This is a genomic window from Microbacterium sp. LMI13-1-1.1 (genome assembly GCF_040815625.1).
In the GTDB taxonomy this organism is placed as follows: domain Bacteria; phylum Actinomycetota; class Actinomycetes; order Actinomycetales; family Microbacteriaceae; genus Microbacterium; species Microbacterium forte.
Genome location: NZ_JBFPNL010000005.1, coordinates 331,501 through 356,008, shown reverse-complemented (window position 1 = coordinate 356,008; position 24,508 = coordinate 331,501). Strand labels below are relative to the sequence as shown.

The following is a 24,508-nucleotide window of genomic DNA, read 5'->3' as shown; positions in this document are numbered from 1 at the left end:
CTGATTCGATGCGATGGGTGAGGGGGTGTCGCTCGGGTGGTGCGGTTACTCGGAGAAGTCGATGGCGATGACGTCGATCAGCGCGCCGCTGGGTGCGGGTGCCACGATTCGCAGCTCGCCCAGGTCGTCGCCCGCGATGGACGCCTCGTGCACCTCGAAGCTGGCGTCATGCTGCAGCTCGAGATCGTCGGCGAGGCGATGCACTCGGGTGATCGAACGCACCGGCAGCCCGCGCACGATGATCTCCTCGACCGGCAGCGCGGTCAGGTGCAGGTAGAGACGGCCGGCACGGGCGGTGGTCGGGCCGTGGAAGTCGATGCCCACGGTGGGCTCGACGCCGATCACGGCCTCGGCGTGCGACTGCATCCACTCGGCGAACTCCTGCAGACGCTCCTGCTCGACCGCGGGCAGCGTGCCGTCGGGGCCGGGGCCGACGTTCAGCAGCAGGTTGCCTCCGCGGGCGACGACGTCGATCAGGGTGACGAGCAGCGACCGCGCGGACTTCTCGTTGTCGGGCCCCCTGCGCCATGCCCAGTGATCGCCGATCGTCAGGCACAGCTCCCATGGACCGGTCGGCGGGGTGAGCGGGAATCCCTGCTCCGGCGTGCGGTAGTCGCCCTGACCGGGAAGACGATCGTTGATGACGACGTGCGGCTGCAGTTCCTTGATCAGACGACGCAGGCCGGGAGAGGTCCACTCCACCGCCGAGCGCTCCCAGTCTCCGTCGAACCACAGCAGGTCGATCTGTCCGTAGTTCGTGAGCAGCTCGGTGAGCTGCGCGCGGACGTACTCGAGATAGCGCGACCACTCCTCCGGCGACGAGCGACGATGGCGATCGGTGGCATCCGGGGTGTCGGCGAACTCGGCCAGCCCCGCGGCGGGCCAGTGCTCGAGCTTGTACGGCAGGTCCTCGTCGCGGAACGCCGGGTAGTCCGGGTGGTTCCAGTCGGGAAGGCTGTAGTAGATGCCGACCTTCAGCCCCTCGGCCCGCACGGCGTCGACGAACTCGCGTGTGATGTCGCGGCCGAAGGGGCCGTGCTCGACGCCGAAGTCGGACTGCTCGGTGAAGAACATGTTGTAGCCGGCGTGGTGGCGTGCGGTGAAGACGACATAGGTCGCTCCCGCGTCGCGCACGCGGCGGGCGAGATCGGCGGCATCCCACTCCGTCGGGTCGAACGTCGGCGCCGTCGCCTGATACTCGGCGACTGTCACCGCATCTTCGACGGCGTCCTCGCCGGGGATGATCGAGCGGCCGACAAGCGGCCAGGAGATCTCGATCCCCTGCTGCGAGGCCTGATCCCAGTGCACGAAGATGCCGAAGCCCGCGTCGCTGAACCACTCACCGCCGGGGATGCGGTCGGTGGGGCGGCGGAAACCTGCGTCAGTCATCGAAGCTCTCCCTTGAGTTCAAGATTTCCTATAGGATACGTGATAGACGAAACGGTTCACAAGGGTGTGATGAAAGGTGTTTTCCGATGGCGATGTTCGAGACCGACCCCGTTCGCCCCGAGGCCTACCGAGAGTTCGAACGGCCCCTGCCCGAGTGGTTCCGCGGTGCGGCGCTCGGGATATTCGTGCACTGGGGCCCCTACTCCGTGCCCGCGTGGGCCGAGCCGACCGGCGAACTCGGGGCAGTGCCGCGAGAGCAGTGGTACGCCCACAATCCCTACGCCGAGTGGTACGCGAACACGATCCGCATCGAAGGCTCCCCCGCACGCACGCATCAGCAGGAGGTGCACGGCGAAGCCCCCTATGACGACTTCCTCGACCAGTGGAAGGCCGAGGCGTTCGACGCCGACGAGGTGCTCGCGGTCGTCGCGGCGACGGGAGCCGGCTACTTCATCCCGACCACCAAGCACCACGACGGAGTCACCCTGTGGGACGCACCGGGCACCGACGGACGCAACACCGTCGCACGCGGGCCTCAGCAGGACCTGATCGGCGCCTTCGCCGAGGCCACCCGCGCCGCGGGACTCCGCTTCGGCGTCTACTACTCGGGCGGGCTCGACTGGCACTTCTCCGACCTTCCGCCGATCGAGCACGACGGCGACCCCGCCCCCGATGACCTCGCCTACGCCGAGTATGCGCACGACCACGTCGTCGACCTGATCGACCGATACCGACCCGACATCCTGTGGGGCGACATCCGCTGGCCGGATGCCGGCATCGCACCCGGACCCAAGAGTCTCGCGCACGCATTCGAGACCTTCTACGCACGAGTGCCCGAGGGCGTCGTGAACGACCGCTGGGGTGAATCGCACTGGGACTTCCGCACCAGCGAGTATGTGCACGGCACGGCGGTCGAGGTGGGCGAGGCGTGGGAGAACACCCGGGGCATCGGCCTCTCCTTCGGGCACAACCGCAACGAGACGAGCGAGCACCTGCTGTCGGCAGATGAGGCGGTGCGCCTGCTCGTCGACGTCGTCTCGAGAGGCGGCAATCTGCTGCTGAACATCGGGCTCGAGGCATCCGGGCGCATCCCCGAGCTCCAGCGGCAGACCCTCGAGGGCCTCGGCGAGTGGAACAGCCGTCACGGTCACGCGGTGTTCGGCGCGCGACCGGAGGAGCGACTGCGGGCGTCCGACGAACCCTGGCTGCGCTGGACGCGCACCGACGACGCGGTGCATGCGGTCATCGATCAGAACGGGAGCGTCCGCCTGCCCGATCCCGATGGCCTCCTCGACGAGCAGACGGCCCGTATCGGTGACACCGGGGTTTCCGCGGAGCGCGTCGACGGTGCCATCCTGGTCGATGTGGCGGATGCCGCGACCCCCGTCGCGATCTCGTTCCGCCCCCTGGCTTGAAAGGCACACCCATGCGCATCGCCCTGCACTCCGAGATCCGCGACGGCGCGATCGACGATTACCGCACGAACCACGCGCGCATCCCCGATGCCCTCGCTGAGACCTTCTCGCGGATCGGCATCCACGACTGGACCATCTGGCGATCCGGCCACCGCCTCTTCCACCTGGTCGAGTGCGACGACTGGGACGCTGCGGTCGCCGCGCTCGAGGATGACCCGGCCGATCACGCCTGGCAGGCCGACATCGGGCGTTTCGTCGAGGTCTTCCGCGATGCGGATGGCGCCGAGGGAACCGCTCCTCTCGAAGAGGTCTGGGATCTGAGGTCGCAGATCGCCTGATCGGCTGATCGGCAGATCGCGTGACCGGCGGACCGGCGAAGACCGAGTCTTCTCGGCGGTCGTGGCAGAGTAGCCCCGTGACGCGGGCGTGGGTGCGGGAGCTGGCTGGTTGGCTGGGCGCTGCCGCTGTGTCGCTCGTCACCGCCGGCGCGGTCGCGTCGTCGGCCCGAGCAGATCTGCTCTTCCGCGACGGCGACTCGATGGTCGTCGCGATGCTCGCCCGCTCGCTGCTCTCCGGCGAACCGCTCGACTGGGCGATGTCGAGCGTGCTGTTCCTGCCCGAGTCCGCAGCGTTCACCGCCCTCGACGCAGCGGTGCCCGTCGATGCGAGCGGTCTCTTCGCGATCAGCGCGGTCGTCAACCTGCTCGCCCTCTACGGCGCCATCCGCCTGACTGCCGGCCGCGCCCGTGCCGGCATGGCCCCCGTTGCCTGGTCCGTGCTCGCACTCGCGGTATTCGGGGTGCTCGCGACGAGCGATGTCTCGGCGTCGCGCGAGGCGCTCGACCTCGCGTCGCTGCAGCTGACGACCACCTATTACTCCGCGACCGTCGTCGCCGCCGTCCTGACGATCGGCATCGTGCGGCGCATGATCGACAGCCGTGCGCTCATGGCATGGCCGTCGATCGGACTCGGCGTCGTCGCCCTCGTGTCGACCCTCTCGAACCCGCTCTACGCGGCGTGGGCGACGATTCCGCTCGTGATGTTGCTGGCGATCGCGTCGGTCTCCCCAGGGCTGCGCTCGCGTGCGCCGGTCATCATCGCCGTGCTGCTCGCGGGCACCACGCTCGGATTCCTGTCACGTATTCCGCTCGCGGCATGGATCACGAAGACCGGCATCGATTACATACAGCCCGGGCAGTGGCACGAATCGATCGACTACTACGGCCGGCTCGTCGGCGAACGGATGCAGAACCTCCACGGCGTGATCGGGCTGCTGATCGCTGCCGCACTCATCGTCGCAGCCGTCGTGCGCACCGTGCGGGCGGGCGACCCCGGCTCACGGCTGGTCGCGGCGATGGCGTGGGTCTCGCCGGTCATGGTCGTGGTCGGTGCCGTCATGCTGGGAACCCACGCGGCACGCTATCTGCAGCCGTTCGCCTTCGCACCGGTGCTCGCACTCGTCGCCGCTCCGCACGCCCTGCGAGTCGGCGACCGTGTGCGGCGACCCGCAGCGGTGATGGTCGGTGTCCTGCTGCTCGTCGCCGGGGGGCTCAGCATCCCTCGACTCGCGGATGCGGCAACCCGGCCCGATGCCGATCTCACCTGCGTCACCGACTGGGTCGACGCCTCCGGTCGCACCGGTGCCGGGCAGTTCTGGACAGTGCGCCTGCCCAAGCTACACCTGGCCGATCCCTCACAGCTCGTGCAGGTCGATCATCAGCTCAACGCGTATGCCTGGCTGGTCGACCGCACGGACTTCGCAGTCGGCGAGGTGTCGTTCCTCGTCGAGGATTCGCAGACGGTGCCGTGGGACCCGCCGCGAGCGGTTCTCCCCGAGAGGGTCGTCGACTGCGGTCGGTACTCGATCCTCGATCTGGGCACCGAGACGCTGCCGTTGGGTCCGCAGCGCTCCTGACCCCCGAGGTCCCTCGCTCCTGAAGTGGCGCGAACCCGTCTCGCCCCACCCACACGTCCGCCGCCTGCTCAGCGGGCGGGCGGCGCCGTGGTCGTGCCCTCGCGGAACCGGCAGGTGAGGTGCAGGGTGAGGCCCGGCTCTCCCTGCAGCATCCGTGCGACCTGCTCACCCGCGGCACGCCCCTTCTCGACCGCCGGCTGCACGCTGGTCGTGAGCACGAGGTCGCCGAGCCCGTCGGCGGCGATGCCGTCGAAGCCGGCGACCGACAGGTCTTCGGGCACCCGTAGCCCCAGCTCCTCCGCCGCACGGATGACGCCCACCGCGATGAGGTCGCTCTGGGCGAGGATCGCCGTCGGCCTGGTCTCGGCATCCGCCAGCAGCGTCCGCCCCGCAAGGAGTCCCTCGTCGATGAAGCTGCCTCCCGCCGAGATCGCCGGTGCATCCGGGAAGATCTCGCGCATGCCGGCGAGGCGGTCGATCGTCACATCCACCGTCGCCGCATCGATGCGCTCCTGCGTGACGGGGCCCCGCTCGCGGCCCGTGTCGAGCGGCAGTGTGACGAGCGCCACGTCGCGGTGGCCGAGATCGCGCAGGTGCCGGGCGACGTCCGCGGCAGCGGCGGCGTTGTCGAGGGTGATCCTCGGGATGCCCTCTCCGGCGTCGCCCTCGATCACGACCACGGGAAGTCCACGGCTGCGGACGATGTCGAGCGATGCCTTGGCGCGCCCCGAGCATCCGATGAGCACGACCGCGTCGACCGGCGCGCTCGAGAGCGATGATCCGTCATCGCCCGGCTCGTCGCGCATCAGCAGGATGCCGGCGCTCAGGTCGGCCATCCCGTCGGTGAGGCCGTCCATCATGGCGGTCGTCACCGGGTCGAGGAAGGCGGCCCGCAGATGCCCCTCGAGCACCACGGCCACGATGCCGCTGCGTCCCCGGCGCAGCGAGGCGGCGCGCGGATCGGGCCCGGCGTAGCCGAGTTCGGCCGCGGCGGCGAGCACCCGCTCGCGCGTTGCCGGTGCGACGTTGGTCTTGCCGCTGAAGACGACGGAGGCGGTCGACGTCGCGACTCCCGCCGCGCGGGCGACATCGGCGATCGTCGCTCGGCGCGTGGTCTCGTGACTCGTCATACTCCGAGGATAGCTCCCCCGGTTCCCGTCCATCGAATCGATTCGATATGCTGTGCACCATGGACACGGCTCTCTCTCGATCGCAGTACGTGCGCTGGCGCACGGCGATCTTCGCGATCTTCCTCGCCAGCGGTCTGTCGATCGCCACCTGGGCATCGCGTGTCCCCGACATCAAGCTCGCGCTCGAGGTCGACAAGGCACAGGTCGGCATGCTGCTGCTCGGCGCGGGAATCGCGTCGATCATCGGAATCTCGACCAGCCCCGCGATCATGGCGCGCACCGGCGCGCGCCTGGGCATGATGGTGTCGATCTTCACGTTCGCCTCCGGCGTCGCCCTGATCGGCATCGGTGCCAACGTGCTGGGCTCGTACCCGGTGGTGCTGATCGGTCTCGTGCTGTTCGGCCTGGGCAACGGCTGCGTCGACGTCATGATGAACGTCGAGGCCACCGCGATCGAACAGCACTCGGGCAAGACGATCCTTCCGCTCTTCCACGCCTTCTTCAGCTTCGGCACCGTGATCGGCGCCGGCCTCGGCGCCCTGGCCGCCCAGCTGCAGATCAACGTCTTCACGCACACGCTCGTCGTCGCGGTGGCGATCGCCACCATCGGCGTCATCAGCATCGCCAGCGTCCCACGCCGCGCCGAAGCGCTCGACCCGACGACGGAAGACGGCGAGAAGGTGCACTGGCGCGAGCGCATGCACGTCGCCCTGTCGGCCTGGCGCGAGCCGCGTACCTACGCGATCGGCGTGGTGATGCTCGGCATGTCGTTCGCCGAGGGCGGCGCCAACGACTGGCTGGCTCTCGGTGTCGCGGAGGACCACGGCGGCGGAACAGCACTGGGCGCCGCGGCCCTCGCGACGTTCTCGGTCGCGATGACCGTCGTCCGCGTGTTCGGCGGCCCGCTCGTCGACCGGTTCGGACGCGTCGCGGTGCTGCGCATCCTCTCGGTCGCCGCGGCATCCGGCATCCTGCTGTTCATCCTGGCGCCCAGCCTCGCGCTGGTCTTCGTGGGTGCGGCCCTGTGGGGCGTCGGCGCATCGCTCGGTTTCCCGCTCGGAATGTCGGCCGCAGCAGACGACCCCGCCAAGGCCGCCGCGCGCGTGAGCGCCGCGGCGACGATCGGCTACATCTCCTTCCTCGGCGGCCCTCCGGTGCTCGGCTTCATCAGCGAGCACATCGGCCTGCTCAACACGCTCTACATCCTGGTCGGGCTGGTCGTGCTGTCCGGCCTCTTCTCGGGTGCCGCCCGTCCGCTGCGCACAGACGAGATGTCGAGTCAGCCCGCCGCCGCAGAACGAGTGCGCCCGACGAAGTAGGCTCGTCGGGTGCGTCTCGTCATCGCCCGTTGCTCCGTGGACTACACGGGCCGGCTCAATGCCCACCTTCCGCTTGCCACGCGTCTGCTCGTGCACAAGGGAGACGGGAGTCTGCTCGTGCACTCCGACGGCGGCAGCTACAAGCCGCTGAACTGGATGAGCCCGCCCTGCTCGCTCGCCTCCGAGGAGCCGGGCGAGGAGGAGTCGATCGCCGGCGTCACCGAGGTCTGGCGTGTCACGCACAAGAAGACCGGCGACGCGCTTCGCGTGCAGATCTACGAGATCCTGCACGACACGAACCACGACCTGGGCGTCGACCCCGGGCTGCAGAAAGACGGCGTCGAAGCCGACCTGCAGCGCCTCCTGGCCGAGCAGGTCGACCGCATCTCGGACGGTGCGACGCTGGTGCGCCGCGAATACCCGACGGCCATCGGCCCCGTCGATCTCCTCGTGCGGGATGCCGACGGCGCGGCCATCGCAGTCGAGATCAAGCGCCGCGGCGACATCGACGGCGTCGAGCAGCTCACCCGCTACCTCGAGCTGCTGGGCCGCGATCCGCACCTCGCCCCCGTGCAGGGCGTCTTCGCCGCGCAGGAGATCAAGCCGCAGGCGCGTGTGCTGGCCGAGGACCGCGGCATCCGCTGCCTCGTGCTCGACTACGACGACATGAAGGGCATCGAGTCGGGCATCCCCCGCCTCTTCTGAGGCGAGCTGCACAGATGTTCACGGCGTTCGGTCGCTTCGCGCACTGCCCATAGGCTGGAAGACGTGGCTTCTTCCCCTTACTCGTGCGTGCTCTGGGACGTCGACGGCACCATCGCCGACGCGTCGGTCGGCATCCTCCGCCGCCTGAACGTCGCCCTCACGCACTTCGGTCACCCTGCTCCCACGCGCGAGCAGCTGGTGCACTGGATCGGGCCGCCGATGTTCCAGTCGTTCCAGGCGCAGGCGGGCATGACCCCCGAGCAGTCCGCCGAGGCCGTGAGCTTCTACCGCACGCTCGGCAAGGCCGACGGCTACACGACCGATGTCAGAACGTACCCCGGCGTGCCCGAGATCATCCGCGACCTGCACGACGCCGGCATCCCGCAGGCGACCGCGAGCTCGAAGCCCGAGATCCAGGTCGACGCGATCATCGACTTCTTCGAACTTCGCCCGTACTTCGTCACGACCGTCGGCGCGACACCCGACGAATCGACCCTCGCGTCGAAGACCGACATCGTCGCCGAGGCGCTGCGCCGACTGGCCGACCGAGGCGCCGACGTCTCGCGTCCGGTGCTGATCGGCGACCGTCACCACGATGTCGAGGGCGGCAACGCGAACGGCGTCCCGGTGATCTTCGTCGAGTGGGGCTTCAGCGACACGCATGAAGGCGACGAGGCGGCCTTCCGCGCCGCATCGCCCGACGAGCTGCGCGCGCTTCTGCTGAACTGACCGGCGGGCCTGCCGCCTCCGGAGGAGAACTCTCCCTGGGGAGGAGCCTCAGCCCGCAGATCTCCTCCTGAGAGGCAGATCTCCTCCTGAGAGGCAGATCTCCTCCCGAGAGGGTCTCCGGGCACGTCCGTCGAGCGAGCGTGAGCCCGCGAGATCAGCCCACAAAGCACAGAACTCCCCGCCGGAGGGTCGCAACGGGTGCGGGCCTCCGGTCGGGGAGTTCTATGACGTCCGCTCTCAGAGCGGACGGATGTTCTCAGCCTGCAGGCCCTTGGGGCCCTGCGCCACGTCGAACTCGACTCGCTGGTTCTCTTCAAGAGAGCGGTAGCCGGATGACTCGATGGCGGAGTAGTGCGCGAAAACGTCAGCGCCGCCGTCGTCGGGGGAGATGAAGCCGAAGCCCTTCTCCGAGTTGAACCACTTAACCGTGCCCTGGGTGCTCATGTACTGCCTGTTCTGCTGGAAAGAAGCCGACGCAGGATGCCCCGACGTGCTCCACGCTAGTGGAGCACGCGCTGAGCGGAAGTCCCGAGGTCAGCCCGTAACCCAAATGTTGCATGAGCGGTCATCCGCGGTCACACGAGGGGGCACACGAACGCGCCCAGAAAATGGTGTGGCCCTCACCGCGGGGGGAGCGATGAGGGCCGAAGACGACCGGAGGGTGCGTCAGATTCCAGCCTAACCCCTCCGGCACGCGTTTGTCCCCCATTTGGGGGACAAATCCGAAAACTTGTGAGAAGAAGACAAACGATAGCGGCCCTCTCGAGCAATCCGTTGGGGACAGAACTACTCGAGAGGGCCCAATCGCATGCACGAATCGCCTTTGCCTCTGGGGAAGGCAGCTCGTCTCTGGGGAAGACGAAGACGATCAATCCCCTGTGCATGCAGCTTCACCCTAGGGGAGGCGATCGGATCCCGCCAAGGGGGGTTGACGATCGCGGTCATCAGTGGGTCGGATGCAGCAGAGTCCGCGAGTAGCCTGGTGCGGTGACCATGCTGAACAAGGACATGACCCTGTGCATCTCGCTGTCTGCACGCCCGAGCAACAACGGCACGCGATTCCACAACTTCCTCTACGAAGAGCTCGGCCTCAATTGGATCTACAAAGCGTTCGCACCGACCGACCTCGGCCAGGCGATCGCCGGCGTACGGGGTCTCGGCATCCGCGGCTGCGCGATCTCGATGCCCTACAAAGAGGACGTCATCGCGCTCGTCGACCGTATGGATCCCTCTGCGACCGCCATCGACTCGGTGAACACGATCGTGAACGACGACGGGGTGCTCACGGCCTACAACACCGACTACAGCGCGATCGCCCAGCTGATCGAGCGCAACTCGCTCGACTCCGCGGCATCCGTGCTGCTGCGCGGCTCGGGCGGAATGGCGAAGGCCACGGCCGCCGCCTTCCGTGACGCAGGCTTCGCTCGTGTGACCATCGCCGCCCGCAACGAAGCGCGCGGTCGGGGGCTCGCCGACCTCTACGGGTTCGCCTGGACGGCCGATGCGGATGCTGCGACCGCCGACATCATCGTGAACATCACACCGATCGGCATGGCGGGTGGGGCGGACGAGCATGCGCTGTCGTTCACCGAGGGGCAGATCGCTGCGGCATCCGTCGTGTTCGACGTCGTCGCCCTGCCTGCCGAGACGCCGTTGATCGCGGCGGGGCGCGAGGCCGGGAAGACCGTCATCACCGGCGCCGAGGTGGCGACGCTGCAGGCGCTCGAGCAGTTCGTGCTCTACACGGGCATCCGCCCGACCGCCGAGCAGGTCGCGGCGGCCGAGGAGTTCATGCGGGCGCAGTGACCACCGCGCCCGCATGACCCGGCGGTGGCGTCAGCCGTTGAACTCGGCGGGGTGCGGGCCGGTGCGTCCGTCGCGCTCGAGGAGATCGACGGCCGCGAGCTCGTCGGCGCTGAGCTCGAAACCGAACACGTCGAGGTTCTCCGCGATGCGGGCGGGGGTCACCGACTTGGGGATCACGACTCGCCCCTGCTGCAGATGCCACCGCAGCACGATCTGCGCAGGGGTCTTGCCGTGGCGATCGGCGATCTCGATGACCGAGCCGTCGCCGAGAACGGCGCCCTGTGCGAGCGGGCTCCACGCCTCGGTGATGATCCCCCGCTGAGCATTCGCCGCCGCAACCGCACGGTTCTGCAGCGCCGGGTGCAGCTCGACCTGGTTGACCGCGGGCACGACGCCGCCCTCGGAAGCGAGCCGTTCGAGGTGCCCCGGCTCGAAGTTCGAGACCCCGATCGCCCGCACCCGTCCGTCAGCGTAGAGACGCTCGAGCGCGCGCCAGGTCTCGGGATACGTCGCCAGAGCCGGCGTCGGCCAATGGATCAGATACAGGTCGAGGCTTTCGAGCCCCAGGCGCTCGAGCGATGCATCGTAGGCGCGCAGCGTGGCATCGAATCCGTGATCGGAGATCCACACCTTCGACGTGATGAACAGCTCGTCGCGCGCGATGCCCGAGTCGGCGATCGCGCGCCCGACGCCCGCCTCATTGCCGTAGACCGCTGCGGTGTCGATGCTGCGGTATCCGGCGTCGAGGGCCGCGGCCACGGCATCCGTCGTCTCGGCATCCGGCACCTGGAAGACGCCGTAGCCGAGCTGAGGCATCTCGATCCCGTTGTTCAGGGTGACTGTGGGGATTGCGGGGGTGTTCACTGCTGATTCCTTCTCGTTCTGTCTGCGGGTGTGTGCGGTCATGCGGCGACGGTCTGGAGGGTGCCGGTCGCTGCGGGCGAGGGCCGCCGGGCCGCGACGACGGCGATCACCATGACGACCAGAGCGGATGCCGTGATCGCGGCGCCGATCCAGATGGGCGAGGTGTATCCGAGCCCCGCCGAGATGCCGAGGCCGCCGGCCCAGGCGCCGAGGGCGTTGCCGACGTTGAACGCGCCGATGTTGGCGCCGGAGGCGAGAGTCGGTGCTCCACCGGCGTAGTGCATGATGCGGCTCTGCAGCGCGGGCACCGTGCCGAATCCGAACGCGCCCATCAGCACGAGGATCGCCGTCGTCACGGGCTGCGACCAGGCGAAGAACCCGAACAGCACGAGCACGACCACCAGGGCCGAGATGAAGATCAGGAGGGTGCGGTCGATCGAGCGGTCGGCCAGGCGTCCGCCGATCCCGTTGCCCGCCACGAGCCCGACGCCGAACAGCACGAGCAGCCACGGCACGGCGGTGTCGGCGAATCCGGTGACGTCGGTGAGTGTGTAGGCGATGTACGTGAAGGCGCCGAACATGCCGCCGAACGCGAGGGCTGTGACGATGAGCGAGAGCCACACCTGACCCGATCGGAAGGCACGGAGTTCGCTGCGCAGACTCACCTGCGCACCGGCCGACCTCGGGGCGGTGACGAGCAGCGCGATGCCGGCGAAGGCGACGACGCCGATGACCGAGATCACCCAGAACGTCGAGCGCCAGCCGAACTGCTGTCCGAGGAACGTGCCGAAGGGAACGCCGAACACGTTGGCCGCCGTGAGGCCGGTGAACATGATCGCGATCGCCCTGGCCTTCTTCTCGGGGGCGACGAGCTCGGCCGCGACGACCGATCCGATGCCGAAGAACGCGCCGTGGCACAGGGCGGCGATGATGCGGCCGATCATGGCCACCGAGTAGTCAGGGGCGAGGGCCGTGATCGCATTGCCCACGATGAACAGCACGACGAGGCCGAGCAGCACGGGTTTGCGCGGCAGGCGCGTGGTGGCGGCGGTGAGGCCGAGGGCGCCGACGACGACGCTCAGCGCGTAACCCGAGATCAGCCAGCCGGCCGTGGCCTCGGTGACGCCGAAGTCGGTCGCGACCTCGGGGAGCAGGCCCATGATCACGAACTCCGTGAGTCCGATCCCGAAGGCGCCGATGGCGAGTGCGATGAGTCCGAGTGGCATGGGTGTGCTCCGTGGTCCTCTGCTAAAGTAGTTGCAGACGCGGGATATTGCGTCCGACGGATAATCATTGCACACGCAACTATCCAGCGCAAGCAACTACTTGGGAGGTCACTGTGGGCATCTCAGACGACGCTGTCGAGATCCGCGCGCGCGGCTGGCGCACGCTCGCCGCACTGCACGGCATCATCGAGGCCGATCTCGAGAAGGCGCTCGGCGCCTCGGTCGGCCTCTCGGTCGTCGAGTACACGGTGCTCGACGCCCTCAGCAGGCAGGACGGCTGGCACATGCGGATGCAGCAGCTCGCCCGCGCGACGGCGCTGAGCCCGAGCGCCACGACCAGACTCGTGACCCGCCTCGAAGACCGCGGGCTGCTCACCCGCATCCTCTGCGCCGATGACCGCCGCGGCATCTACACCGAGCTCACCGCCGCCGGCCAGGCGCTCTACGAACAGGCGCATCCGATCCACGACGAAACCCTCGAACGCGCTCTCGGAGACGCGGTCGCACAGCCGGAGCTCGCGCCCGTCGTGCATGCTCTGCAGGCAGTGACCGTCGACGCCTGAGCGCCTGCTCGCCGTCGTCAGTCGGTGGTCGAGAGTCGAACGGAGGGCATGGCACCCTCCCAGTCGAGAGGCAGGGCGGCGATACCCCGGTAGATGAAGAGGTCGTCCCATCCGTGGAAGACGAGCACATCACCGTCGGGTGTGGAGACGACGTCCTGACCCCCCGGACCGATGTAACGGTCGTCGGCGGACGAGGTGGAGAGGACGGGGTCCGGCAGCTTCTCGTAGGGTCCGAGCAGCGACGGGGACGTCGCCGCGCCGATCGCGTAGTCCTCGGAGCCGTAGTCGTTCGCCGAGTAGAGCAGGACGTAGGTGCCGTCGCGCTCGACCAGCACCGGCGCCTCCACCAGATGCCCTTCCCAGGCCTCGGTCTGCATGACCAATCGGGTCGCCGGTCCCGCCAGCTGGGTGCCGTCGGCGGAGACGGGCGCGATCTGGATCCACGTGTCGAGCTCGCAGCAGTTGCCGTCGTTCTTCCACAGGAGGAACCGCGACCCGTCGTCGTCGACGAAGGCGGCGGGGTCGATCGCGCCGCCCTCTTCGAGCGGGCAGATCATCGGCTCCGCGCCGACAGCGACGTAGGGACCCGTGAGCGAGTCGGAGGTGGCGGATCCGATGCACTGCCTCCCGGAGTCGGCGTGCTCGGCCGAGAAGTACATCACGAAGCTCCCGTCGGCTCGCTCCGAGACGTCCGGCGCCCAGGTCCGCCCCGCGCTGGCCCATGCCGGAAGGACCGGCAGCGCGTCATCGGTCGAGACGTCCCATGTGACCAGGTCGGTCGAGGTGGCGAACTGCACGTTCGCGCCCTGATTCTCGGTGGCGAAGGCGACGTACCCGTCGTCGCCGTGGACGACGTCGGGATCGGCGAAGTCCTGATCGATGAGGAACGGCGCCCGCTCCACGGTCGCCTCGGGTTCGGCCTCGCCGGAGCATCCCACGACACCGACGCCCAGAGCGAGGATGATGCTCGCAGCGACCGTGGACGCGAGCTTCTTCGCGACCTGGGTCACCCCTTGACCGCCGATCCGGCGACGGATTCGACGATCTGCCGCTGCGCGATCGCGAAGAGGATCAGGACGGGGACGGAGGCGATCACCGCTCCTGCCATGACGATCGCGAAGTGCGTCGAGTAGGCGCCCTGCAACTGGCTGAGTCCCGGCTGCAACGTGAGGTTCTCGGGGCTCAGCAGCACATACACCGGCCAGAGGAAGTCGTTCCAGTTGCCGAGGAACGACAGCACCGCCAGAGTCGCCAGCGCGGGTCGAGCGAGCGGAAGCACCACCTGCACGAAGATCCGGATGTCGCCGGCACCGTCGATGCGGGCGGCCTCCTCGATCTCGGGCGGCAGCCCGACGAAGAACTGTCGCAGGAAGAAGATGCCGAAGGCACCGGCGGCGCCGGGCACCGTGATGGCCCAGATCGTGTCGAGCCAGCCGAGGTTCTGCACGATCAGGTAGTTCGGGATGAGGAAGACCACCGGAGGAACGAGAAGCGTCGCGATGATGACGCCGAAGATGATCCTCTTGCCTGCGAACTCGAGCCGAGCCAGTGCATACGCCCCCATCGACGCCGTCACGAGGATCAGGACGGTCTGCAGGGTCGCGGCGGCGAAGCTGTTCCAGAGCCAGAGGAAGATCGGCTGCTCTCCCGAGCCGAGCAGGCTCTGGTAGGCCTCGATCGAGAACGGGTCCGGCAGCGAGAACGGCGATCTGATCGCATCGGCATCGGTCTTGAACGACGTGATCAGCATCCACAGAAGCGGAAGGACGATCACGAGAGCCAGTGCGACGAGCGCGGCATAGAGGGCGACGCGCCCCCACGTGCGGCGGGCGGACGGGCGACGGGTCAGTGCTGTGGTCATGATGCCTTCTCGACTCGTTCGCGCTGCAGCCGGAAGTTGATCACGCTGACGATCGCGAGCGCGAGGAACAGGATGTAGCTCATGGCGGCAGCCGGTGCCATGTTGTTCTGCGAGAGACCCTGGTCGGCGATGTACATGATCACCGTCCGCGTCTCGGTGCCCGGGCCGCCCTTCGTGAGGAGGTAGGACTGGCCGAACATGTTCGCCGACGCGAGGATCGTGGTCGTGGTGATGAAGGTCATCACCGGGCGGAGTCCTGGAAGGGTGACGCTCGAGAACTTCCGCATCGCTCCGGCGCCGTCGAGCGCGGCCGCTTCATAGAGGTCGCCGTTGATGCCCTTGAGGCCGGCCAGGAAGATGATCGTGTTGAGACCCATGGTCCACCAGACGGTGACGCCGACGATGGAGACCCAGACCCAGGGGACGTCGACCGTCCACGGGACGTCCGAGGGGAGCCCGATCACGCCGAGCAGGTGGTTGAGGATGCCGGACTGCGTGTCGAAGATGTAGCCCCAGATCACGCCGATGACCGCGACGCCGAGCACATACGGCGCGAAGAAGATCGTGCGGAACGTCGTGGCCGCGCGGATGCGCTGGTTCAGCAGGATCGCCACGAGAAGCGGGATGACGACGAGGAACGGCACGCTGATCACGATGAAGATCCCGGTGACGCTCATCGACTTCCAGAAGTCGCTGGAGAGCACGTTGCCCGGGGTGAACAGATCGATGTAGTTCTGGAATCCGACGAACTCCTGCACGTCGCGGAACGGGCTCCAGTTGGTGAGGCTCATCCAGATGCCGAAGATCCCCGGGCCGGCGACGAAAGTCAGGAAGAGCACGAGGAACGGAGCGAGGAACAGATACGCGGTGAGCGTCTTGCGCCGGGAGGATGCGGAGCCCGCAGGTCTGCGCGGGTGTCGCCCCCCAGCGCTGCTGCGCTGGGGGGCGACGAGGGTGGCTGTCTCAGTCACCGTACTTGGCCCGGTTCTGCTCGAGGATCTGATCGGCCTTGGCCGCAGCGTCGTCGAGCGCGGTCTTCGGATCCTTCTTGCCGGTGAGTGCCTCGTTCAGCGCGAGGGTGATCTGCGCGTTGACCTCGGAGATCCCCGGCGAGACCGTCTCGTAGTGGGCGTACTCCAGCTGCTCCATGAAGGGGGCGAGGTTGGGGTAGGTCGACAGCAGCTCCGGGTCTTCGCGCACCGAGTTCGCGGCAGGCAGCTCGCCGGTCTCGGCCCATCCGAGGGAGTTGTCGTTCATCCACTTCACGAAGACCGATGCGGCGGCCGTCTCGTTCGCGTCCTGGCCCTTGTTGGCGGGGAAGACCCAGTGGGTCGAGCTCGACCAGACGGCCTTCTCGTCGCCGATCTGCGGCACGGGTGCCGGTGCCCAGTCGAGATCGTCGAAGGCGGTGTTCGTCGTCTGCCAGACGCCGTTCCAGTTGAATGCGGTGTCGCCGGCGATGAGCGCCTTGATGTTGCCGTCCTGTGCGACGTTCGCGGGGCTGTACCCCTTGTCGACCATGTCGGTCATCCAGGTGAGGGCCTTCACGCCCGCCTCTGAATTGAATGTGGCCTCGGTGACGTCGTCGTTGTAGAGGTCTCCACCGAACTGCCAGATCAGGCTCTGGAACTCGAACGTGCCGGTGAAGACGTAGCCGTCGACCCACTCGCCCTGGACTCCCGCACCCTTCAGCGCGTCGAGTGCGGCCAGATACGACGCCTCGTCGGTGGGGATCTCGCTGATGCCGGCCTTCGCGAGCACCGACTTGTTGGTGAACAGGCCCAGCGGCGTCACGCTCCACGGCACCGCGTACTGGGTGTCCTGGTAGTTGCCCTTGTCGAAGACGGTGGGCGGGAAGTCCTCCGCCGCATATCCGAGCCCGTCGATGATCTCCCCGGAGTCGAGCAGCAGGTTCTGCGCCGCATACGTGGCCAGGTCGTCTCCGTGCAGCACGGCGACGTCCGGCCCCTTGCCCGCCTTGATGGCGAGCGGCATCTTCGCCGTGATGTCCGCCCACTCCTGCGGGACGGCCTTCACCGTGATGTTGTCGTGCTCCGCGTTGAACTCCTTGATGAGCTCGGGGACGATCTTGGGGGCTGCTCCACCCGTCCAGCCGTGCCAGAAGGTGATCTCGACATCGGGGCCGGTGTACTCCCCATCGCCGGAGACGCCGCCCCCACCGGTGCCGGCCGACGCCGCGCACCCTGATGCCGTGATGCCGATGGCGAGTGCGATGCCTGCACCTATCGCTCGGCGAGCCCATGGACTGTTCATGTGATTGCTCTCCTTTGAGTGACTCCGGCGCACCGGAGCGGGATGACCGGATACCCCAGCCGTGTTCGCAATTTACAGCGCTGGAATTTTGTTGTCAAGGTAGTATCGCGGGTGACGACGTAGCGACCAATTGGAGACCGCATGGGTGTGCGCTTGCAGGATGTCGCGGAGCTCGCCGGCGTCTCGATGAAGACCGTGTCGAATGTGGTGCGCGGATACGAGCACGTGAGCGCATCGACGCGCGAACGCGTGCAGCGCGCGATCGACGAGCTGGACTACCGGCCCAACCTCATGGGCAGACGCCTCGCGACCGGCCGGACGGGTCTTCTCGCCCTCGCCTTCGCGAACGTCGCCCTTCCGTACTTCGCCGAGCTCTCCCGCGCCGTCTCGGCGGCGGCCGGCGAGGCAGGCTATCGGGTGCTGCTCGAGGAGACCGACGGAACGTTGGAGGGCGAGCGCGCCGTGCTCACCAGCTCCGAGTCCGGGATGGTCGACGGCATCCTGTTCCAGCCGTCCGCGATGTCGTCGGCCGAGATCTCGCGCCACCGCAGCGACCTGCCGATGGTGATCCTCGGAGAAGGGGCAGCACCCCTCCCCGTGGATCGCGTCATGATCGACAACTTCGAAGCCGCTCGCACCGCCACGGCGCACCTGGTGTCGCTGGGGAGACGGCGGATCGGCTTCGCCGGCCACGAGACGCAGGAGATGTCGTCGACCTCCCTGCAGCGCATCGCTGGCTATCAGCAGGCCCTGGAGGATGCGGGCCTTCGGCCCGACCCCCTCCTCCTCTTCCCCAGCCGAGAGATCTCGCCGTCCGGAGCGGTCGAGGGCGTCGGGGGCGCGCTCGACGCCGGAGCCGACTTCGACGGGCTCGTCTGCCGCGACGACCTCGCCGCGATCGGCGCCCTGCGCGCGCTGCACGAGCGCGGCCGCCGCATTCCCGACGACGTCGCCGTCACCGGCTGGGACGACATCGAGCTGAGCCGGGTGACCTTCCCGAGCCTCACCACCATCGCTCCCGATCTGCACGAGCTCGCCCGTCGCGCCGTCGAGATGCTCATCGAGCGGATCTCCGGGTTCTCCGAGGCCGGACGCCACGAGCTGGTCGGCTACCGGCTGGCCGTCCGCGAGAGCGCGCCGTCCCCTCGGTGATCGGGATGCGTGTCGGACGCGGACTCGGATTCCGCGTGGTTTACAGCGCTGCATAAATCATGCATGCTGGACTGCATGCTGAGAATCGATCCGCCACTCCCGCCCATCGCGAGCCAGGGGGACGGAACCTACCCGCGCCCTCAGCTGGTCCGGAGCGAGTGGAGCGACCTGACCGGCCGCTGGGGCTTCGCCGTCGACGACGACGACCGCGGCATTCGAGAGCAGTGGTTCGCCAATCCCTCCTTCGACGCGTCGATCGTGGTGCCCTTCCCGCCCGAGTCGTCGGCGTCGGGAATCGGTGACCCCCGTCCGCACACGGCGCTGTGGTACCACCGCGCCCTCACGCACGACGAGGTGCTGGCCGCCGGCCATCGTGACGGGCGCCGACTGATCCTCCGCTTCGGGGCAGTCGACTACCGCGCCATCGTCTGGGTCGACGGGCAGCGAGTCGGCTCACACGAGGGCGGGCACACGCCGTTCGCGGTCGACATCACCGACGCTCTCGAGCGAGACGGCGGGGGCCATGTCGTGGTGCGGGTCGAGGACCGGGCGACGGATGTCGCCCAGCCCCGCGGCAAGCAGGACTGGCGTGACGAGCCCCATGCGATCTGGTACCACCGGACGAGCGGAATCTGGCAGCCCGTCTGGCTCGAATCCGTACCCGCCGGCCCGGCGATCGAGTGGATCCACTGGCGCGCGGATCTGCCGTCAGGACGCGTGCACGCGCGCATCGGTCTGACCACCACGCCGGCATCCGAGTGCGTGGTCGACGTCGAACTGCGTCATGGTGACACCCTGCTGGCACGCGCCTCGACTCTCGCTCGCGAATCCGAGATCGAGATCGACATCCCGATTCCGAGCCAGGCGAACGGACAAGCGTACGAAGAGCTGGTGTGGTCGCCGGAGAACCCGCGGCTCATCGACGCCGTCATCCGGACATCGGATGACGGGGCACCCCTGGACACCGTGTCGTCGTACCTCGGGCTTCGTTCGACGAGCGTCGATCGGCGCTGCTTCCTGCTCAACGACAAGCCGCGGTTCGTCCGTTCCGTCCTCGGCCAGGGATATTGGCCGGACACCCATCTCGCCGCCCCCTCGGCGCACGCCCTGCGCCAAGAGGTCGAGCTCATCAAGGAACTCGGGTTCAACGCCGCCCGGGTGCACCAGAAGTTCGAGGATCCGCGGTTCCTCTTCTGGGCCGACCGGCTCGGGCTCATGATCTGGGCAGAGGCGCCCGCCGTCTTCTCCTTCACACCGACGGCCGTCGAGCGCACGGTGCGCGAGTGGCTGGAGGTCGTCCACCGCGACGTCTCGCATCCCTCCATCGTCACCTGGGTGCCGCTGAACGAGAGCTGGGGCGTGCAGCACATCGCGCACGACAGCCGCATGCTGCACCACGCTCTGGCGCTCGTGCACCTGACGAAAGCCCTCGACCCGACTCGCCCTGTCGTGTCGAACGACGGCTGGGAGCAGGCCGAGACCGACATCGTGGCCATCCACGACTACGAGGGCGACGGCGAGGTGATGGGCGCCCGATACAAGGACCGCGCCGCCGTCGACGAGATGATCACCGGCGTCGGGCCCGCGGGCAGACGACTCGTGCTCACAGGCGACGTCGACGATGCGCCGGTGATGCTCACGGAGTTCGGCGGCATCTCGTTCGACGTGCACCGCACCGACCATGCCTGGGGCTACACGAGCGCCAGCTCCGACAGCGACTTCCGTGACCGACTGAGCTCGCTGATGGCCGGCATCCACGACAGCACCGCCCTCGCCGGGTACTGCTACACGCAGCTCACCGACACCCTGCAGGAGACCAACGGACTCGTGGGCGCCGACCGGGTCCCCAAGCTCCCCGTGGACGAGCTGCGCGCGATCATGGTCGGTCCGAGAGGATCTCAGCCATGGGAGTGAGCGTCCGGGGGCGGGCCGGCGGTGCCGAGCACCGCCCCGTGCATCCCGGCTACTTCGCCGACCCCTTCGTGCTGCGTCTGCCCGACGACACCTACGCGGCGTACGGGACGAACCCGACGGCGACGTCGACCGAGGGGGTCTTCGAGGTCCTGCTCTCGCACGATCTCGAGACGTGGCGGAGTGCCGGTCTGGCACTGATGGGGCTCGACTCCGAGATGGGAGACGAGTACTGGGCGCCGGAGGTCTGCTTCCGCGACGGCTCGTGGTGGATGTACTACTCCGTCGGGCACGGAATCAGCGGTCATCACCTGCGTGTCGCCCGCGCCGCCGAGCCGACGGGTCCATTCCACGATCTGGGTGTCGATCTCACCCCTCACGAGACCTTCGCGATCGATCCGCACCCGTTCCAAGACACGGACGGGGAGTGGTACCTGTACTTCGCGCGTGACGTGCTCGATGCGGAGCGACCCGGCACGCATCTCGCTGTCGCCCGCCTGCCCGCGCCGGCGCAGCTCGCCGACGCGCAGGCCGTGCTCGAGCCCTACGCCGATTGGCAGATCTACGAAAGAGAACGCCCGATGTACGGCGGGACGTTCGACTGGCACACGCTCGAAGGACCCGCGGTGGTGCGCAGGCAGGGCAGGTACTGGATGACGTTCTCCGGCGGCGCATGGACGGGCCCCGGCTACGCGGTGTCCTGGGCGTCGTCAGCGAGTCCGCTCGGCCCCTGGGTCGCCGCACCGCCGACGGCGCCTCCCCTCCTCTCGTCGGGTGCCTCGCTGATCGGCCCTGGTCACAACTCGCTCGTCGTCGGGCCCGACGGGGGCGACCGCATCGCGTTCCACGCATGGAATGCGGATCACTCCGAGCGACAGATGCACGTCGCGTCGATCGACTTCAGGTCCGAGGAGCCGGCGCTGCTCGCGACCACCCCCGACAGCGGCGCCTGACCCACGGCGGGATTCACCGGACCGGGATCAGCCCGCGGCGAGCGCGGTCACGAACCGGTGCGCGAGACCGTCACCTGGATGCTCTTCATCAGCGGCTGGTCGCTCTGCACGCTGAAGTCCTTGCGTCCGATCAGCACGTTCATCTCGGGCATGTAGCCGGCGGCGCTGCCGCGCGGCAGGTCGTAGGGCACGGCACGGAACGCGGTCAGCATCCGCGTCGATCCGTCTTTCGAGGTCGACACGATGTCGACGAGGTCGCCCTCGACGAGACCGCGGTCGCGCATGTCGTCCTCATGCAGGAACACGAGCTCTCGCAGGTTCTTCACGCCCCGGTAGCGGTCGTCGTTCGAGTAGATCGTGGTGTTCCACTGATCATGCGAGCGCATGGTCTGCAGCACCAGGGTCTCGGACGACTCGGGGATGACGTTCGGCAGCGGCGCGTGCGAGAACTCGGCACGACCCGACGGGGTCTCGAACACCCGCTCCCGCGCCGGCTGGGGGATCCGGAATCCGTGCCTGTCGCGGATCAGCTCGTTGAAACCCTCGAACCCGGGCAGCACCTTCGCCATCACATCGCGGATGTTGTCGTAGTCGCCGACATACCAATCCCAGGGCGTGGCCGTGTGGGGCAGCGTCGCCTTGGCCATCCCGGCGATGATCGCCGGCTCCGACCTCAGATACGCGGATGCCGGCTGCTTGCGCCCCATCGAGAGGTGCACCATGCTCATCGCATCCTCGACCGTGACGCCCTGCGGGCCCTGAGCCTGCTGGTCGCGCTCGGTGCGACCGAGGCAGGGCAGGATCAGCGCCTTCTCGCCGTGCACGAGGTGACTGCGGTTGAGCTTGGTGCTCACCTGCACCGTCAGGCGGCACTTCTCGAGCCCCTGCGCCGTGAACGGGGTGTCGGGAGCCGCGAGCACGAAGTTGCCGCCCATGCCGACGAACACCTTCACGCGTCCGTCATGCATGGCCTCGATCGTCCGCACGGTGTCGAGTCCCGGATGCCGCGGCGGATCGATGCGGCAGGCGTCGGCGAGACGGTCGAGCCAGGCGTCCGTGGGGTGGTGGTCGATCCCGCAGGTGCGGTTGCCCTGCACGTTGCTGTGCCCGCGGATGGGTGAGGGACCGGCGCCTTTGCGCCCGATGCTGCCGCGCAGAAGCAGCAGGTTGACGATCTCGCGCACGGTGTCGACGCCGTGCTCGTGCTGGCTCACGCCGAGGCACCAGCTGATGATCGTGCGCTCCGACGCCAGGTAGATCGCGGCCGCCTCTCGGATCTGCTCCTCACTGAGGCCCGACTGCGCGACCAGGTCGTCCCACGAGGTGGCGTCGACCAGCGCGCGGTACGCCTCGACCCCGTTCGTGAGGGTGCTGAGGAACCCGGTGTCGAGCACCGACGGGTCGGTGGCGGCGGCCTCGAAGACGACCTTCGACATGCCCCTGATGAGAGCGAGGTCGCCTCCAGGGCGCACCTGCAGGTTCATGGTGCTCGTGCCCGTGGCCTTGAACCGCGCCATGTCGACGAAGTCGTGCGGCACGATGGTGCGGGTGGCGGCAGCCTCGACGAGCGGGTTGACGTGCACGACCTGGGCACCGCGCGTCACGGCATCCGCCAGCGCGGTGAGCATGCGCGGAGCATTGGAGGCCGCGTTCACGCCGAGCACGAAGAGCGCGTCGCAGTCGTCCCAGTCGTGAAGGTCGACCGTGCCCTTGCCGGTGGCGATCGACGCTTTGAGCGCGCGACCGGAGGCCTCGTGGCACATGTTCGAGCAGTCGGGCAGGTTGTTCGTGCCGTACTCGCGCACCATCAGCTGGTAGAGGAACGTGGCCTCGTTGCTGAGCCGCCCGGAGGTGTAGAACGACGCCTCATCGGGGCTGTCCAGCGCCTGCAGCTCGTCGCCGACGAGCGCGAACGCGTCGTCCCACGAGATCGGCACGTAGTGATCAGTCGCCGCGTCGTAGACCATCGGCTCGGTCAGGCGCCCCTGGTCTTCGAGATCGAAGTCGGGCCAGGTCGCGAGCTCCGTGACGGTGTGCTCGGCGAAGAACCGACGATCGACCCGCTTGCGCGTCATCTCCCAGGTGACGTGCTTGATGCCGTTCTCGCAGATGTCGAGCTTCAGATTGCCGGGGTCGTCCGGCCACGCGCATCCGGGGCAGTCGTAGCCCGAGACCGGGTGGTTCATCTGCAGCATCGCGAGGGGACCGGCGATCGGCTCGCTCTCCCTCAGCACGACTCGACCCACCGACACCGCCGCGCCCCAGCCGGCGGCGGGGTGACCGTACGGCTTGCGCGACCAGGGCCGATCGGTGCGCGGACCGTAGCCGCCCTGACGCGGCTCGGCGGGCATCAGCCCGAAGGCCGTTCCGGCGGTTCCCGCGGTTCCGGCTGTTCCCCGGTCATCGAGCATGCTGTGCCCCTTCTTCGGCGTAAGCAGACGACGCGTGGCCGTCGACGCGCACCCGATGCGCGTGCGAGTAGATGTTCATCGATCGTCCGCGGACGAATCCGGCGAGCGTCACCCCTGACTCCTCGGCGAGCTCCGCTGCCAGAGACGAGGGCGCCGACACAGCACTGAGCACAGGGACTCCGGCCATCGCGGCCTTCTGCACGAGCTCGAAGCTGGCCCGACCGGAGACCTGGAGGATCTGCCGGCGCAGTGGCAGCCGGTCGTTCAGCAGCGCCCAGCCGACGACCTTGTCGACCGCGTTGTGACGCCCGACGTCTTCGCGCAGCACGAGCAGTTCACCGGAGTCGGCGTCGAACAACGCCGCTGCGTGCAGACCGCCCGTCTTGTCGAATGCAGCCTGCTCCGCACGCAGTCGATCCGGAAGCGCGGCGATGTGCTCGGCATCGACCTGCACGTCATCCTGGTCGACCGGATGGCGAGACACCGTGCGCACCGCGTCGATGCTGGCCTTGCCGCAGACGCCGCACGAACTGGTCGTGTAGAAGCGTCGGGCGGCATCGGGGTCGGGAAGCGCGACGCCGCGAGCAAGGCTGATGTCGAGGACGTTGTACGTGTTCTCCTGGCCACCCGTGCCCGGGCCGCCGCAGTGGATCGCCGAGTGGAACTCGGCGCCTTCGGCGATGATCCCCTCGGACACGAGGAACCCGGCCGCCAGCTCGACGTCGTGCCCTGGAGTGCGCATCGTGACAGCGAGCGGCGAGCCCGCGACGCGGATCTCCAGCGGCTCCTCGACGGCCAGCGTGTCGGCGCGACGGCTCGCACCCTCGCCGAGGGTGAGCTTCAGAATCGGTCTCCGCGTCGTGATCCGCCCCACACCAGCGAGCG

General features: G+C 68.3%; 22 protein-coding genes. 11 read left to right on the top strand and 11 right to left on the bottom strand.

Translation table 11 applies throughout. From position 1 onward, the window contains the following. Nucleotides 1-45: 45 nt before the first annotated feature. Nucleotides 46-1,389, bottom strand: a complete 1,344-nt coding sequence (locus MRBLMI13_RS08620) for an alpha-L-fucosidase (protein ID WP_367821819.1) — start codon at nt 1,387-1,389, stop codon at nt 46-48. A gap of 86 nt (nt 1,390-1,475) precedes the next feature. On the opposite strand from MRBLMI13_RS08620, the gene MRBLMI13_RS08615 reads away from it, so the two are divergent. The 3 genes from MRBLMI13_RS08615 (at nt 1,476) to MRBLMI13_RS08605 (ending at nt 4,719) form a co-directional block, all read left to right on the top strand. Next, entirely contained in the window at nt 1,476-2,804 is a 1,329-nt protein-coding gene (locus MRBLMI13_RS08615; RefSeq protein ID WP_367821817.1) for an alpha-L-fucosidase, read from the top strand. 11 nt (nt 2,805-2,815) lie between these two features. Continuing rightward, nucleotides 2,816-3,142 carry an L-rhamnose mutarotase gene (locus tag MRBLMI13_RS08610; RefSeq protein WP_309692635.1) on the top strand — a complete coding sequence of 109 codons (327 nt, stop codon included), beginning with the start codon at nt 2,816-2,818 and terminating at the stop codon, nt 3,140-3,142. A gap of 77 nt (nt 3,143-3,219) precedes the next feature. After that, entirely contained in the window at nt 3,220-4,719 is a 1,500-nt protein-coding gene (locus MRBLMI13_RS08605) for a hypothetical protein (protein WP_367821815.1), read from the top strand. A 68-nt stretch (nt 4,720-4,787) separates the two neighbouring features. On the opposite strand, the gene MRBLMI13_RS08600 is transcribed toward MRBLMI13_RS08605, so the two are convergent. Continuing rightward, complete coding sequence (locus MRBLMI13_RS08600; protein WP_367821813.1) at nt 4,788-5,849, bottom strand: LacI family DNA-binding transcriptional regulator; 1,062 nt, start codon at nt 5,847-5,849, stop codon at nt 4,788-4,790. Nucleotides 5,850-5,908: 59 nt separating this feature from the next. On the opposite strand from MRBLMI13_RS08600, the gene MRBLMI13_RS08595 reads away from it, so the two are divergent. From MRBLMI13_RS08595 to MRBLMI13_RS08585, 3 genes are all read left to right on the top strand, one after another. Then, nucleotides 5,909-7,168, top strand: coding sequence for an MFS transporter (locus tag MRBLMI13_RS08595; RefSeq protein WP_367821811.1), 1,260 nt, complete (start codon nt 5,909-5,911; stop codon nt 7,166-7,168). A 9-nt stretch (nt 7,169-7,177) separates the two neighbouring features. Then, nucleotides 7,178-7,873: an endonuclease NucS gene (nucS, locus tag MRBLMI13_RS08590; protein ID WP_042540943.1), complete on the top strand. Its 696-nt coding sequence runs from the start codon at nt 7,178-7,180 to the stop codon at nt 7,871-7,873. A gap of 63 nt (nt 7,874-7,936) precedes the next feature. Beyond that, a complete protein-coding gene (locus tag MRBLMI13_RS08585) occupies nt 7,937-8,602 on the top strand; it encodes an HAD hydrolase-like protein (RefSeq protein ID WP_056375075.1) in 666 nt (221 codons plus the stop codon). 237 nt (nt 8,603-8,839) lie between these two features. On the opposite strand, the gene MRBLMI13_RS08580 is transcribed toward MRBLMI13_RS08585, so the two are convergent. After that, nucleotides 8,840-9,046, bottom strand: a complete 207-nt coding sequence (locus MRBLMI13_RS08580) for a cold-shock protein (protein WP_042540947.1) — start codon at nt 9,044-9,046, stop codon at nt 8,840-8,842. 543 nt (nt 9,047-9,589) lie between these two features. Between MRBLMI13_RS08580 and MRBLMI13_RS08575 the strand changes: the two genes are divergently transcribed. Next, nucleotides 9,590-10,408, top strand: a complete 819-nt coding sequence (locus MRBLMI13_RS08575; RefSeq protein ID WP_197066051.1) for a shikimate 5-dehydrogenase — start codon at nt 9,590-9,592, stop codon at nt 10,406-10,408. A 30-nt stretch (nt 10,409-10,438) separates the two neighbouring features. Here MRBLMI13_RS08575 and MRBLMI13_RS08570 read toward each other — a convergent pair whose 3' ends face one another. Both MRBLMI13_RS08570 and MRBLMI13_RS08565 read right to left on the bottom strand, forming a co-directional pair. Next, nucleotides 10,439-11,314: an aldo/keto reductase gene (locus tag MRBLMI13_RS08570; protein ID WP_414685954.1), complete on the bottom strand. Its 876-nt coding sequence runs from the start codon at nt 11,312-11,314 to the stop codon at nt 10,439-10,441. Continuing rightward, nucleotides 11,311-12,498, bottom strand: coding sequence for an MFS transporter (locus MRBLMI13_RS08565; protein ID WP_309692609.1), 1,188 nt, complete (start codon nt 12,496-12,498; stop codon nt 11,311-11,313). Before MRBLMI13_RS08565 ends, MRBLMI13_RS08570 begins: the two co-directional genes overlap by 4 nt. A 113-nt stretch (nt 12,499-12,611) precedes the next feature. Between MRBLMI13_RS08565 and MRBLMI13_RS08560 the strand changes: the two genes are divergently transcribed. Next, the gene (locus tag MRBLMI13_RS08560) at nt 12,612-13,061 is read left to right on the top strand and encodes a MarR family winged helix-turn-helix transcriptional regulator (RefSeq protein WP_042540951.1); all 450 of its coding nucleotides are present in this window, start codon (nt 12,612-12,614) and stop codon (nt 13,059-13,061) included. Nucleotides 13,062-13,078: 17 nt separating this feature from the next. Here MRBLMI13_RS08560 and MRBLMI13_RS08555 read toward each other — a convergent pair whose 3' ends face one another. From MRBLMI13_RS08555 to MRBLMI13_RS08540, 4 genes are read right to left on the bottom strand one after another with little or no spacing between them, the layout of a single operon-like run. After that, a complete protein-coding gene (locus MRBLMI13_RS08555; protein ID WP_367821806.1) occupies nt 13,079-14,071 on the bottom strand; it encodes a glycoside hydrolase family 43 protein in 993 nt (330 codons plus the stop codon). Next, nucleotides 14,068-14,922, bottom strand: coding sequence for a carbohydrate ABC transporter permease (locus MRBLMI13_RS08550; protein WP_042540955.1), 855 nt, complete (start codon nt 14,920-14,922; stop codon nt 14,068-14,070). The genes MRBLMI13_RS08555 and MRBLMI13_RS08550 overlap by 4 nt, the downstream gene beginning before the upstream one ends. Next, entirely contained in the window at nt 14,919-15,893 is a 975-nt protein-coding gene (locus MRBLMI13_RS08545) for a carbohydrate ABC transporter permease (protein WP_042540957.1), read from the bottom strand. Before MRBLMI13_RS08545 ends, MRBLMI13_RS08550 begins: the two co-directional genes overlap by 4 nt. Continuing rightward, nucleotides 15,886-17,196 carry an ABC transporter substrate-binding protein gene (locus tag MRBLMI13_RS08540; protein WP_042540959.1) on the bottom strand — a complete coding sequence of 437 codons (1,311 nt, stop codon included), beginning with the start codon at nt 17,194-17,196 and terminating at the stop codon, nt 15,886-15,888. Before MRBLMI13_RS08540 ends, MRBLMI13_RS08545 begins: the two co-directional genes overlap by 8 nt. A gap of 141 nt (nt 17,197-17,337) precedes the next feature. Here MRBLMI13_RS08540 and MRBLMI13_RS08535 point away from each other — a divergent pair, with 141 nt between their 5' ends. The 3 genes from MRBLMI13_RS08535 (at nt 17,338) to MRBLMI13_RS08525 (ending at nt 21,212) form a co-directional block, all read left to right on the top strand. Next, on the top strand, nt 17,338-18,348 hold the full coding sequence (locus MRBLMI13_RS08535) for a LacI family DNA-binding transcriptional regulator (RefSeq protein WP_367821803.1): 1,011 nt from the start codon (nt 17,338-17,340) through the stop codon (nt 18,346-18,348). Nucleotides 18,349-18,423: 75 nt separating this feature from the next. Then, a complete protein-coding gene (locus MRBLMI13_RS08530) occupies nt 18,424-20,262 on the top strand; it encodes a glycoside hydrolase family 2 protein (RefSeq protein WP_367821801.1) in 1,839 nt (612 codons plus the stop codon). After that, nucleotides 20,253-21,212, top strand: a complete 960-nt coding sequence (locus MRBLMI13_RS08525) for a glycoside hydrolase family 43 protein (RefSeq protein WP_367821799.1) — start codon at nt 20,253-20,255, stop codon at nt 21,210-21,212. Before MRBLMI13_RS08530 ends, MRBLMI13_RS08525 begins: the two co-directional genes overlap by 10 nt. A gap of 47 nt (nt 21,213-21,259) precedes the next feature. On the opposite strand, the gene MRBLMI13_RS08520 is transcribed toward MRBLMI13_RS08525, so the two are convergent. Next, nucleotides 21,260-23,623, bottom strand: a complete 2,364-nt coding sequence (locus tag MRBLMI13_RS08520) for an FdhF/YdeP family oxidoreductase (protein ID WP_367821797.1) — start codon at nt 23,621-23,623, stop codon at nt 21,260-21,262. Further along, nucleotides 23,613-24,497: a formate dehydrogenase accessory sulfurtransferase FdhD gene (fdhD, locus tag MRBLMI13_RS08515; protein ID WP_367821795.1), complete on the bottom strand. Its 885-nt coding sequence runs from the start codon at nt 24,495-24,497 to the stop codon at nt 23,613-23,615. Before fdhD ends, MRBLMI13_RS08520 begins: the two co-directional genes overlap by 11 nt. Nucleotides 24,498-24,508: the final 11 nt, after the last annotated feature.